At 70.6% G+C, this 13235-nt stretch carries 9 protein-coding genes; 6 read left to right on the plus strand and 3 right to left on the minus strand.

Annotated features, from left to right (window positions below; genetic code table 11):
* The first annotated feature begins 756 nt into the window (after positions 1-756).
* Positions 757-1389 (plus strand): hypothetical protein, encoded by a 633-nt coding sequence (locus AC061S_RS11535; RefSeq protein WP_478685794.1) that lies wholly within the window; start codon positions 757-759, stop codon positions 1387-1389.
* Positions 1390-1758: 369 nt separating this feature from the next.
* Here AC061S_RS11535 and AC061S_RS11540 read toward each other — a convergent pair whose 3' ends face one another.
* Positions 1759-2163, minus strand: a complete 405-nt coding sequence (locus tag AC061S_RS11540) for a hypothetical protein (protein WP_478685795.1) — start codon at positions 2161-2163, stop codon at positions 1759-1761.
* Between the two features lie 433 nt (positions 2164-2596).
* Positions 2597-6067: a Helicase associated domain protein gene (locus AC061S_RS11545; protein WP_478685796.1), complete on the minus strand. Its 3471-nt coding sequence runs from the start codon at positions 6065-6067 to the stop codon at positions 2597-2599.
* 351 nt (positions 6068-6418) lie between these two features.
* Here AC061S_RS11545 and AC061S_RS11550 point away from each other — a divergent pair, with 351 nt between their 5' ends.
* The 5 genes from AC061S_RS11550 to AC061S_RS11570 all read left to right on the plus strand — a co-directional run bounded on the left by AC061S_RS11550 (position 6419) and on the right by AC061S_RS11570 (position 12544).
* Positions 6419-7405 carry a hypothetical protein gene (locus AC061S_RS11550; RefSeq protein ID WP_478685797.1) on the plus strand — a complete coding sequence of 329 codons (987 nt, stop codon included), beginning with the start codon at positions 6419-6421 and terminating at the stop codon, positions 7403-7405.
* A gap of 169 nt (positions 7406-7574) precedes the next feature.
* Positions 7575-8309 carry a TnsA-like heteromeric transposase endonuclease subunit gene (locus AC061S_RS11555; RefSeq protein WP_478685798.1) on the plus strand — a complete coding sequence of 245 codons (735 nt, stop codon included), beginning with the start codon at positions 7575-7577 and terminating at the stop codon, positions 8307-8309.
* Positions 8306-10729 (plus strand): transposase family protein, encoded by a 2424-nt coding sequence (locus AC061S_RS11560; RefSeq protein ID WP_478685799.1) that lies wholly within the window; start codon positions 8306-8308, stop codon positions 10727-10729. Before AC061S_RS11555 ends, AC061S_RS11560 begins: the two co-directional genes overlap by 4 nt.
* Positions 10730-10902: 173 nt before the next feature.
* Positions 10903-11811: an ATP-binding protein gene (locus AC061S_RS11565; protein WP_478685800.1), complete on the plus strand. Its 909-nt coding sequence runs from the start codon at positions 10903-10905 to the stop codon at positions 11809-11811.
* A gap of 301 nt (positions 11812-12112) precedes the next feature.
* The gene (locus AC061S_RS11570) at positions 12113-12544 is read left to right on the plus strand and encodes a DUF5958 family protein (protein ID WP_478685801.1); all 432 of its coding nucleotides are present in this window, start codon (positions 12113-12115) and stop codon (positions 12542-12544) included.
* Positions 12545-12812: 268 nt separating this feature from the next.
* Here AC061S_RS11570 and AC061S_RS11575 read toward each other — a convergent pair whose 3' ends face one another.
* Positions 12813-13190: a MerR family transcriptional regulator gene (locus AC061S_RS11575; protein WP_478685802.1), complete on the minus strand. Its 378-nt coding sequence runs from the start codon at positions 13188-13190 to the stop codon at positions 12813-12815.
* Positions 13191-13235: the final 45 nt, after the last annotated feature.

Consider the following 13235-nt stretch of genomic DNA (forward strand, 5'->3'; position numbering starts at 1 on the left):
CATCGACGCCACCGCACACCCCTCGACGATCAAGCGGAAACAGAACGTCGAGAGCATCCCTCACCCGACCGAAACCATGCTGACCAGCAGAAACTCAACGATCACATCCGGTAAGACAACGGCTTCTAACGGGTGTCGCGCTGGGAATCCCAATTCCAGCCCGGTGAAGCCCGTCGCACACGCACGCGCACGGCGCGGCTGCCACCGGCGCAGACCGTGTGTGCTGCGCCCAGCCCGGGCCGTTCTGCAACAGCCCATCCAGCGTGCCGTGACGGGCGTAGGACACGATGCAGGACGTCTCGTCGTGATAGCTCATCACGCCCACACCCTGCCTGGCTGCCCGACCGCCACGGGCTGTTCAGGACTACGGCGCAAGCCATCAGCGACAGGACCAAACCTCCGTCCGTGTACCCGGAGCACAAGGCCCACCCGGCACAGCCCGCAGCGAGACGGGGCCGGCGGCCAGCCCGGGCCGTGCAGGGGGGAGTTGCGGAGCGGGGCCCGGCGCCCAGGGGGCGCGACGTTCGGGTCATGCGCTCAGATTCCGGGCGGGGTAGGGGTACGGTGCGCTCGCGGCGGGGGGCTTCGCGAACTGGCCGGTCTCGTGGACGCGGTGTCCCCGCACGGGGAAGTGCCCATGGGGCGGGGTACGCCGAGTGGGGCCTTGGGCAGACCTGGCTCCCGGAGGGGAGGGGGCGTTCGGCTGTGCCGAAAAATGCGATGACCTGCGGTGAAACACCGTGACACAGTGACCGCATGTCCAACGACGTCGCCTATCCCGTCTTCCGTTCCCCCGACCTCGCGCTTGCCATGAGCACCGCGCGCCGCCTCATGGAGTTCGGCCGCCGCGAGTACTCCGAGGTCTCCGTGTCCGTAGAACTCCCCTCCGTCGCCGAGGTACGGCGGGCGGCGGAAGAGCTGCCCGGGGTGTGGTTCCGGGGGCAGGAGGAATGCGGGGAGTTCGAGGGGGTGCCGTTCGAGGAGCAGCCCGCGCTGGTCGTCGGCGTCCAGGCGCCCGGTCTGCCGGCCGACCTGTCCGCGTACGAAGGGCGGCTGCCGGTCGAGTGCTCGCTGGTCGACCAGCCGGTCGGCAGCATCGAGGACGCCTTCTCGGCAGCGACCGGCGCGAACATCGGCGAGATCCGCTGGGCGAGCCTGTGCTGGCCGGACGCGCCCGAGGCGGGATTCGCCAGCGAGTCCAAGCACGCCGAGGTGACACTCCTCCTCAACACCCGCACCCGCGACCTCGACCAACCGGCCGACGACCACACCGTCCTCGTCCACATCCGCAGCGCAGTGTTCAACGGCCGACAGACGGGGGAGCCGTATGCGCACTGGCTCGCCGAGCAGGTGGGACTCACGGTCATCGGGCCCGGGCAGCGGTCGTAGGGCAGGCAGCGCCAGCCCCGACGGGTTTCGGTGACTGGCTTGGTTCACTTTTAGCAGCACCGCGTATCGGTGATAGCCAGGTTCTGGCAGACATTCCTTGAGGATGATCAACGGCTTCGATCTTGGGGGCCTTGCTTGATCTGGACCGTCGTGCGGTGTCATGACCTCGTCGGGATCTTTTTTCCACAGGTCAGCGCCCTACTGGTGGAGCGCGTGTCCGTCGAGCGCCGGGGCGCCTGGTCGCGAGACCGCAGCTGGCCGGGTCACATTTCGCCGGGCGTGCGACGGTGTCCGGCCGGGTCCAGCAGCGTGTGCGAGAGACGCCTTGTAGCCGCTGCCCCGGCGACCGACTCGCCAGTCATGGGTTCCTCAGCGGTCGGTACGGTCAGTACGTTCGAGCACACCGAACTTGAAGGTCGAGAAGGGCACCCGCCGGGTACGGGGCAGCGATACTTCCACCAGCCGGCCATCGTTGATCATCCACAAGCCGAAACAGTCATCGTCCTGGTCGTGTACCAGGACTTGGACCGACCACGGGTCCGGCCACGGCAACGACTCCAGATGCGGCAGCAGCATGGCCCATCTTTCGCCTTTGCCGAACTGGATGACCCAGGTGTAGCACTGTTCGGACGAATCGCCCCACCCCCCGAACATGCTGTCGTCCACGCGCCGGAAGCACTCGTGCCACCCCCTCTCGGCATCCGGGTGGGTAAGCGGCTCCATCACGGCCTCCGCCCCACGCGCCAGCACGATGACCTCTGCATCTCTACTCATCAGGACAGTATTCCAGCCGACCGCCCACACAGAGCAGCGAGTTTCGCGCAGCCACTTTCCCCAGCGCACCCTCGCGGCGCAGGCCCTGCGCCGACGGCCTGCCTCGCGTCACCCTCCGACTCCACGCAACCCCGCACAGGCACCCCGAACACGAATGGATCGGGCTGCCTGTGCGGGGAACACGGCTGGAACGGGCGCAGCGCGCCGACCTCGGCATGGACTGGCCCGGTAGAGGGCCACGGGCGACCTGAGGCTGACCCCCGGGGAGTGGACACCCTGACAATGGATCTTGATGGTCCAGGGAGGGATGTCCAGGTGGGACGCAGGTCTCCGTATCCGGAGGAGTTCAGGAAGGACGCCGTCGCGCTCTATCGCGCCGCTGCCGGGAAACGGACGTACGCGGCAGTGGCCGCGGATCTCGGTATCACCGAAGTCACTGCGGACGTGGGTCCGCAAGGACGAGGCCCAGGCCGTGCCCGAGCTCTGTGATGCAGGCGTGAGCACGGCGCAGGAGCTGGCCCGAGTCGCGGGCCACGGGGTCACTCGCGCGCTGGCAGGGATGACTCGCTGGGGCTGCGGGTAGCGCACGGAGCCCTTGGCGGGGCACGAGGATCTCCGCGTCGAGCATCCGCACGGCCAGTAGGCAGGCCAAGGCTTCGGCCTGCTTCATGTCGGCGAGGACGGCCACCACGCGGCGCAGGTGGTGCTGTTCGATGATGTGGGCCGCGCCGACGGCCTGGGCGCGCCAGCGCGGGAGAGCGAGGGTTTCGGGGACCTGAATCCTCAGCAGCTGGTAGGGGGTGAGCAGTCCGGTCTCGACGAGCTCAGGGCGTTGCACGGTCGGGTGGTGGGTGCCGAAGACCGGCTGAGCGGGCATGTCGACGTCCCAGATGACGAGGGCCTGCCGGTCGCCGGGGGCGGGTAGGTCGCGGGGAATGGGCGGGGTGGCGGTGAGGGAGAGGCAGGTGCGGGCGAGGAGGCCGTCGTCGTTGTGGACCGCGGCGTGCGGGTTGTCCGGCGTGATGACGCCTTCGGCGGCGGTGCGGTGGGCTTCTTCGACGACGAGGTGTTCCCAGGGCGGCAGGTGGTGGTCGCGGTGGCTGCGGGCGATGAGGGCGGCGTCGAGGTGGCGGGCCACGACCAGGGCGCCGGGGGGCTGCTGTGCCATCCAGGCGGCCAGTTCGCCCGCGACGCCGTTCAGCCGGACGCCTGCCCTGCCGCTGCGGGTGGGACGGATGCTGAGGTCGGCGAGCGGCCCCTTGCTGACCATCCGCCAAGTCCTGACCGCCTGGTGGAGGTAGGCGGTGTGGGGGCCGAGGAGCAGGCAGGCGGGGCTTGCGGCCTCGTGGACGGCTACGGCGTCCGTCATGGTCTTGTCCGCCCCGGCGGGCATGGTGAGCAGTATGCGGCTCCCGCCGTGGAACAGGATGTCCGGCAGCCCGGCCGGCGGGGCGCTGCAGGCGATCCGGAAGACCGGGCCGGGCCGGGTGTGCTCGTGCGGCGGCTGCGGAGCGGGGGCTTTGGTGCCGCTGGTGCTGATCGTCTGTGGGCGGGGCCCGGGCAGGGCGGCCGGGGTGTCGTCGCACTGCAGTCCCGGGGTCCATTCCATGGCCAGGGCCTGGAGGGAATCGGTCTCTTCTCGGGTGAGGCGGTCTTCGCTGGCCCGGGTGCGCTGGTCGGTGATCCACCGGCCGAGCGGGAAGCGGGTGCCGCCTTCCTGGTCGGTGTAGTGGGCGGGGACGTGCAGGTGCTGGTGGCGGCGGTAGAAGCGGCGGGCGGCGCGCAGTCCGTGGGCGTGGGTGGTGTCCTTGTGGCCAGCCGGGGCGCGTAGCGCGAGGGCCAGCGGGTCGTGCTGCAGCGGCAGCGCTGCCAGTTGGGTCTGCTGGCCCTTGGCGAGTGCGGGGAAGGTGTCGAACTGCTCATCCAGCCAGTGGGTGAGGTCGTCGGCGTCGGCCGGCAGTGGGCCGGGGCAGAGGGACAGGGGTGTGCCGGCGGCGCGGGCGCGGGCGCACATGCGCTGCCACGCCTGGGGCCAGGCGGGGTTCCACCAGCGGTCGATGTCTTTCAGGGCGCGCCGGTAGGGGGCCGGCAGAGTGCCGGCGGCGGCCAGGCGGCGCTGCTCTTCGAGCCAACTGCCCAGCGGCCGGCCCTGGTGGGTCTCGGCGGCTTCCGGGAGTAGATGGCCGTGGGAGCGGGCGTAGCCCTGGGCGGTGGTGAGGAAGGTTTCCGTGCTGTCCTTGGCGTGGGCCCAGGGCATGGTGCAGGTGGCCAGGGCGGCGACACGGGCCGCAGAGAGGGTCCCGGCGGCCTTCAGGGCTCGCTGGTAGCCCAGCCAGCAGCCGAGGTGGAAGGCGTCGGCGGTGATGTGGTTGCTGGGAACGTTCAGATGGCCGTGGGTGTCGAAGAAGGCCTGCGCACAGGCCATCCCCGCCTCCCAGATGTCGGGCTCCGGCTCCATGACCCTCAGCATCAGGTGCGGGGCGATCTCCACGGCGCGGGCCGGGCGGACAGCGGCGGCCGGAACCGGCGGCCCCAGCAGAGTGCCGCCGATCGGGAGGCGGTGGAAGTAGTGCTCGTCGTACGCCTTGAGCGCGATCATGACCTGGTGCAGCAGGTGGTAGGGGGTGCCGAACAATGCGTCCTCGGCGCGCTGTCCGGGGCCGAAAAGCACGGGGATGACGAGGGTGGCGATCTTGTTCATGCCCGGGCCGATACGCAGCGCGCGGCCGATCGCCTGGACGATGTCGATGGTGCTCTGCTTGGGTTCGGCGAACAGGACGGAGTCGGCCAGCGGGAAGTCGACGCCTTCGATGCACAGGCGCACGGTGCACAGCACGCTCAGCTCCGTCGGCGTGTTCTGGCGCTGGTCGCGTGGGGGCTGGCCGAAGCGGTCCAGGCGCTGGCGCCGCTCGCGGCGGCCGTGGCCGGAGTGGATGCTGGCGACCCACAGGTCGTCGGCATGGCCTGCGGGTAGGGCGGCGGCGGTCTCGGGCAGGGTGTCGGCGAAGGCGTCGCTCGCGGCGATGCTGCTGCTGAAGACGACCGTGCGGCGGATGCCGTGGTCTTCGCGGGCTTTGAGGAGGGCCAGTTGGGCTGCCGCGACGCGCATGGCGTCGGCCTGCGGGGTACGGCTGGCGCCGTCGCGGCCGGTCAAAAGGGCGTGCAGCTGCGGGTGGTGGATCTCGGGGGCGGCGATGCGGTAGTCGGCGAGCCGTCCCTCGTGGATGGCCTCGGCCAGCGAGTAGCGGTAGGCGACGGGGCCGTAGAGGCGGGTGTCGTCCATGGAGGCGATCGGCTCGGTGATGATGCCTCGGTTCACGTCCCAGATGCGGGGTGTGGCGGTGAGGTAGAGGCGGTGGCGGGCGGGGATGGCGTCGTTGTCGTGGATGACGGCCCAGGGCTTGCGGCGGGCACCGGCCGTGCGGTGGGCCTCGTCGATGACGGCGATGTCCCAGCGTGGCAGTAGGTGGCGGCGGTGGGCCTCGGCGAGCTTGGGCAGCGAGGCGTAGGTGGCGAAGACGCTGACGGGCCCGTCGGCGGTGCGCACGGCGGCGGCCAGGTGGGCGGGGTCGCTGGTCATGGTGAGCACGCCGTTAAGGACGTGTTCGCTGGTCTGCGTGTCGGAGCACACGCCGAGGTAGTGGCCCGGGCGGCCGGAGGTGTACCAGACGCGGGCGGTCTGGTTGAGCAGTTGGAGGGTGGGCAGCACGGTCAGGCTGCGGCTGGCGGGGGTGAGTTCGTGGGCGATGTGGACGGCGAGGTGGGTCTTCCCGGTGCCGCACGGCATGATCACCTGCTGGCGTTCGTAACCCATGGCGAAGGCGTTGAGGACGCAGTCCGCGGCGGCGCGCTGGCGCGCCCACAGCGTGCTGGGCAAACGTTCGGCAGGCAGGTCGTGCAGCACCGGACAGCCTCTCCTCGCGCGGGCAGATGACAAGGCCTTTCAGAAGAACGATCGGGCTGGCCTGCGGAGAGGTGCGCGGGTCCTGGACCATGCCACTCCTGGGAGTGAACCCCTCGGGCGGGGGTGGACCGAACCGTGGTAGGGAGCGAAGTGCCGCACGGCCCAGGAGCTTCTCGGGCCCGGACAGCGCGACGCGCTGCCCAGGGGGCCGGGCAAAGGCGGGCACCACGGGACGGCGGGGTCTGCACAGGGGGTGGCGCGGTGACCGGGTATCCGTTGGCTTCGGGTCGGGGGTGGGAGGTTGGGGACGCGGTGGGGGGCAGGAGCCTGCCGCCACGTCCGTTGCGTTTCGTGGCGTACGAGTCGAACTGCTCGTTCCTCTGGCGGTTGGCCGGGGTACAGGGCGTGGAGGTCGATTTCCTGCTCGGCGAGCTGGGTGACAGGCCGCCGGGGCAACAGGCTCTGCAGCCGCATCTGGCCGAGGTGTTCCTGAGCAGCGCGGCCGCGGACCGGCTCGCGCAGATGCTGGCCGTGCCGTCCGCGCGGCTGCGGTGGGCCCTGCCGCATCTGCGCGAATCCCATCTACTGCCCGGTGACCGGGCGCGGTGGGAGTGGCCGTGGCAGCCGCCCGCGCACTATCTGGTGCCGGCCTGCGGACTGTGCGCGGCAGCACGGGGCGGGGACAGGGGCGAGATCTGGCTCATCTGGCCAGAACGGTGGAAGATCTGCGATCGGCACGGCCGGTTCACCCACGTACGCCAGGCCGCACCGGGCGGCGTGGACTTGGCCCGGCTGCCTGAGGTGGTCGACGCGCACCGTCGGCGGGGCCGGCTCGAGCGGCGGTACGGGCCGGCCGGGGCCGCGTTGGTCGCGGATGCCTTCGCCGTCACCGGATGGTGGTGGCGCCGCGCCCCTGAGGCCGGCCGGTGGACGGACCGGGCCGGTCGTGGCGGGCTGGAGCCCGGGAACGTCGAGACGGCGTGGCTGCTGGTGTATCCGGAAGCGCTGCGGGTGGCCAGGGCACTGCTGCGTTACGAACAGCAGCGAGCCGCCCAGCCCGGTGGGCCCTGGCCGTCGGCCGAGGCCGGACTGGTGGCGAAGCTGTCCCGGCTGGCGAGTGAGCTCGTATTGCCACCGGGCAGATGGCAGGTTCCGGTGGCCGAGTGGCTCGCCCGGCACCACAAGTGCGCACCGGCCACGGGGGAAGGCGAGGGCATGGGCCGCCGTCGTGGTCGGCAGCCGGTCACAGCACTGATCCATTACGGCGAGGAGAACCCGGTTTCCCCCGGGGGCTGCTGTCTGCCCTGGGACTGGAGTGATCCGTTCACCGCCGTATGAAGTTCCTCCCCGGTGACACACCCCGTGATTCACACGCACGTCCGCACGCTTCCTCCGTTCGGTGGGAAGAGCTGCAAGTGGCCGCGTCCGCCACTGCGGTGCGCGGACGCTGGAGCGGGCGCGCCCGCGCACCGCGCGGCCCGCGGCACCGTTGAAGGGGGTGGCGGACATGCCGGAGACCCAGGTGACCGCGGGCGACATTGTCGTCCGCTACCTCGACCGGTTCGGCCGGCGGCGCGAGCTCGCGGTGGCCGAGGCCGCCGAGGTGCCGTTCGAGGCGCTGGCACCGCTGGACCGACCGGTCCCCTACCCGGGACGGAAGTCGTTCGTCACCAACGCATGGGCATCCGCCACCGACCAGTCCCTGGCGTGCGGATCGCTGCGGCAGCAGCACTGCGCCATACTCCTGGACCGCGACCCGACGGTGGGGCTGCGCAGCGCCGGGCCTATGGAGCTGCATTGGAGCCGCCAAGGACGCCGCCACAGTGTGCGGCCGGCGTTCGTCGCCTCCCGGGCGGGACGGCGCGAGGTGATCTGCGTACAGCCGGAGGAACTCACCGACCGGTGGAGGTCCGAGCAGGAAGTGCTGGCCGTGGCGGCGACAGCAGCCGGCTGGCAGATCCGGATGCTGGTGGCACCCGCCGGGGTGGCCCTGGACAACCTGCAACTCCTCTACGCCGCCCGCAGTCCACGATGGCTCACCACCGGGCAGGACCAATTGCTGGCCAAGCAGTTCACCTCGCCGCGCACCATCCGCTCCGGGGTGCGCGGCGCCGCCCTGCCCCCACTGTCGGGGCTGGACCTCGCCTATCACCTGATCTGGGCGCGACGCCTACACACCGACATGAGCACCCCGCTCACCCCGTCGTCGACGGCATGGGCCCACCCGGGAGAGGTCGCATGACCGCGGCACCTCGGCACGCCGCAGGCGCAGCAGCGCCTGCCGCTGCCGACACCCTCGCTCTGGGGGACACCATCCGCTTCCGCAGTGCCCTGTGGGTGGTCACCGCCTTCCACGGACCGCGCCTCTTCCTCGACGCCGCACAACCAGTGGAATTGGTGCAACCGGTAGAGCCGGTAGAGCCACTGATCATCCTGCAGACGGCAGTGACCTCCGCCCCCGACTTCGCCGTACTGGACCGCGCGGCGCCGCGCAGCACGCTGCCCGGGCGCGCCGGTGAGTTCAGTGCCCTGCCGCGCGACGTGCGCAAGGCCGCCGAGAAGTGGGAGCGGCATGTCAAAGAGGTACTGCACGAGCAGGCCCCGAACGTTCCCGCCACCACCGCGCCGGGGCCAGCCTTCGACCCGCAGCGCCGCACCCTGCGCCAGCGGTACCAGGCCAAGGCCGCACAGCTCACCCAGGCCGGAGTCCCTGTTTCCGCGGCCACCGTCGAACGAAAGTGCGCGGCCTGGCGTAAAGAAGGCCTGATGGGCCTGGTCGACAAACGACACCTGCGCGCCGCAGCCCCTCATGGACGCGTCGATCCGCGGGTGATCGACATCGTGTGGGAGGTCCTGGACGACGAGCGCGAGCGGGGCCTGTCACCGGGAACCCTGTCCAGGCTGATCGACCGGGTGGAGCAGACGGTTCGGGCCCGCTACGCACACCTGCTCGCCGCCCCGGACACCGCCCGGGGGCTGGTGAACAGTCCGGCGACGTTCTACCGGCTGCTGGAGCGGCTGGGGATCACCCCGCAGAACGCGCATACCGCCGCTGCCCGCCGCGCGGCCGGATCCGCCATCTCGGCAGAGCCGGCCGGATCCCGGCGGGCGACCTGGGCCCGCTGGCCCGGGGACCTGGTGCAGATCGACACCACGGGGCTGGACGTCCTCGTCCTGGGGGACGACGGGCCGGTCATCTCCGTTGAGCTCACGATCGCGATCGATGTGGCCACCCGCAGCATCGTCGGATCACTGATCGTGCCCAAGCGGACCGGCCGGACCGGTGGGGGTGGCCGGTGGCTCGCCGGGCGGGCAACCCGCTCCTTCGACACCATGCAGGTCGTCGCCCAGACCACGGCCCCGCTGCCCGCACGGCCCGGCTGGGCCCCGGAAACCTTCGCGGAAGGATCCGACCTTCCCTTCGAGGACCTCCTGGCCGCCGACCCCCGCTTCGCCGGCGCCGCCGCCCGGCCCGTCATCAAGCCCGAGACCCTCGTCATCGACCACGGCTCCCCATACATCTCGGCGGACTTCACCCGCGCCTGCCACTCCCTGGGCATCGAGGTACGCGAGGCACGGCTGCGCACCGCTGTCGACAAGGCCATCGTGGAGCGTGCCATGCGGGCGGTGAAGACCGGCTTCAGCCAGCACCTGGCCACCTACACCCACCACCGCCTGGACCTGCGCGGCAAACAAGTTCGCAAGCAGCCGCTGTGGACGATCCCCCAGCTCCAGGACCTGTTCGAGCAGTGGGTGGTCCTGCGCTGGCAGCAAACCCCACACGGAGCGCTCCGTTCCCCCTTCACCCCCGGGCTGCGTCTGACGCCCAACCAGATGTACGCGGCCCTGGTGTCCCTGCGCGGCTACCGGTCCACCGCCCTGACCCCGCAGGAGAACCGCAAACTGCTGCCGGCGGTATGGGTACGGGTCAGCCGCAAGGGCTTCCAGATCAACAACCGCACCTACAACCTCGGCCGGGGAAAACTGGACCCGTGCCGCGGGCCCTCCGGGATCACAGCCCAGCAAGGCCGCTGGGAGGTCCACTACTCCCCCGACCACCCCGAAGTCGCCTGGCTGTTCAACCACCGGGCCGAACCCGGCACCGACCCGTGGATCGAAGTGCCCTTCATCCACCGCCGGCTACTCAGCGACCGGTGGACCGAGGAGACCTGGGCCGCGGCACTGAACATCCACCTCGCCGCCGGCGGCAACCGCCACGACGAGGCCGCCATCACCCGCGCCACCGCCCAGCTGCTGCGCACCGCCACCGCCGGTCCCCCGCCCGCCGCCACCGGGCCGGCTCCCCGCGCGGTCGTGCCGTCCCGTCCGGCACTACCGGCGCCGGCCGAGCCCTACGACGACGACATGCCGCCTCTGGACCCGGACTCCGTCCGCCCGTTCCGGTCCCTCGACCGCCCGGCCGCAGACCTCTTCGACACGTCCGAACCCGTGCGGGGCGCGGGCCAGAGCCTTGAGGAGTTCCTGGCATCCCTGCCCGGCCTCTCCCCGCTCTCCCCCACCGATCCCGAGCCCGTGGGCGACGCCGACGCCATGCCCCGCCCGGAGAGCACCTCCGGGGCCGACAACGGCCCTGCCGCTCCCCCGCCCGGCGCTCAGCCCGACGATGAACCGGACAGTGCACAGCACGGAGACGACCGTTGAGAACTCCCGCACGTGACGCTCCAAGCGTCCCGCCTCCGGCGCCGGCACCGATCGCTTCTCCCGGACCGCCGACCACCCTGCACGGCTGGCGAGCACGCGTGCGGCTCCAGCCCTCCCCTCCCCCGATCCCGCCGGCCGGCGACTCCGCCCCAGTCGATGAGGACGACCCACGGGTGCGCTACCACGCCCAGCTCGGCCTCATCGAAACCACCGACATCACCACAGGCCTGAAAACCGCACGACGCCTGCTGCGCCTCAACGGTGAACGCCGCCACCCCTGCCCCCACATCGCCATCGACAGCGACTGCCGCGGCACCGGCAAACGCACCCTGCTCCACTACATCGGCATGGCCCACCAGGGACGCCGCGAAAAGCTCCACGGCATCGACGACAACCGCATCCCCGTCGTCTGCGTCAACGCCCCGCCCGAACAGGGCTCACCCGCCGACTGGTCCGCGGCCCTGGCCCTGTTCGTCGGCTGGGACCTGTACCGCCCCGACACCGAGCAACGCCCCGTACAGCGCATGAAGGACTTCACCGGCCCCGCCGTCCACGTGATGCGCCACGCCCGCACGGAGGTCTGCCTGGTCGACGGCATCGACCGGCTGCGGCCCGAGGACCTGCAGCCGACCTTCGACTTCTTCGACTACCTCACCGACGAACTGGGCCTGACCGTCTTCTGGAGCGGCATCGGCTCCAGCGACATCCTCCGCGAAGCCCGCGCCGCCCGCTTCCCCGCGCTGCGCCGACCCACAGAATCCACGGCGTCGATCCGGCCTCGATCGGTCCCCACCCTCTGGGTCAACCGGCTCCCACCCCGCTGCAAGGAACACCCCGACGAATGGGTCAGCACCCTGGCCGCGCTGGATGGCAGGCTCCGGCTGCGGCATCACAAACCGGACAGCCTCCTGGACCACCAGAAGAAGCTCTACCAGATCACGGACGGGCTCATGGAGCACCTCACGCCGCTGATCGGCATGGCCGCCCAACTCGCCATCCTCGACGGCACAGAAGCCCTCACCCCCGAGGTCCTCCACGACGCCGCCCGCTACCTCGACCTGCCTCAGGCAGAACAAGCCTGACGTCGGAGCAACCGGCCCGGCACGGATTACCAGACACACAGCTTCCCGCTTGCCCGCCGACAGCCCCAAACGCCCACCGCAATTCTCAATACACTTGCGGGACCCTCATCCAACTTGCGGCACCGCAGTTCAAGACCCCTCCGACACCGGAAACAACCCATCACCGACCGCCTCATCGACCCGCAGCATCACAGGTCAAAGAGACAGCCCGTCAACGGCCACACCGCAACATGAACGAGAACGCACACTGACCAACGACAACCGCCCTCGCCCTGAACCACCATCGTGGAATGATCAAACGATGACCGGATCGAGCAGTGTGGACGACCCCTCCTACTGGCGCGGGACCGAGCGAGTCGTCAACGGGATCGCTCAAGAACTCCTCACCCTCGACGACGGGGTCGCCTGGTTCACCAGCCTGTCGCCAGCCCGCCGGCAGGAAGTACTGCACGAGGCCGGCCTGTACGCAATGCAGGCCCACATCACGGCCGCAGACGGCCGCACCGGCGTCGCACGGTCAGGGGTGAAACCCACCGCCAACCCCGCAGTCATGATCTGCATGGACCCACCCCGCTACGGCTTCTCACGCCTCCCCGCCGACGAACACATCAAAGCCTTCCGCGTACTCGTCTCCGTATTCGCCGTGGCCGACACCAGACGCAGACAGACCCACTGCCAAGGCACCTGCACACACGCCTGGCACAACCTGACCAACCCAACCGAAGCCCCGTAAGTGAGACCAGCGTCCCCAACTGCAGCCCACACGCCGAACCACTGAAGAAAAGCCGCCGGGTATCACACGGGGCGCCGCACGGCCGGTACCACCCGAGACGTACTGGGGTGCCGCCTACGGGCCGCACAGGTCCACGGAGCGCACGCGAAGCCTCCTCAGTCCCCGGCAGGGGACGGCGCGGCCACCCTCTTGAGCACCAGGGACGGCTGCCCGCCCGGATCGTCATGGATGTCAGGGGGAGACATCCTGGTCCGCGTCTACGCCGGTGTCAGTTCATTGCCCGGCGGTAGAAGGCGATCTTCTCGCGGACGTAGGCCTGCTGTCCGCGCAGGTGGTCGATGCGTTGCTCCACCTGCGCGTCGTGCTGCTCCAGCAAGGCCAGGCGCTCGGCGAAGGTCCCGTCGCCGTCGCGGACGAGGCCGGCGAAGCGCTGCATCTCGGCGATCGGCATCCCGGTGTCGCGCAGGGCGCGCAGTACGGCCAGCCACTGAAGATCGTGCTCGGTGAAGCGGCGGTGGCCGGTGTGCGAGCGGTGGACGGCGCCCAGCAGGCCGATGCGTTCGTAATACCGCAGGGTGTCCAGGCTGAAGCCGGACCGTTCAACCGTCTCGGCCGGGGTCAGGTAGCCGGTCGTGGGTGCGCTCATGCGGGGATCATGCCATCGGCGGTAGCGGGCCGCCGAGTGGTTTGA

The organism is Streptomyces sp. CA189 (genome assembly GCF_056428985.1).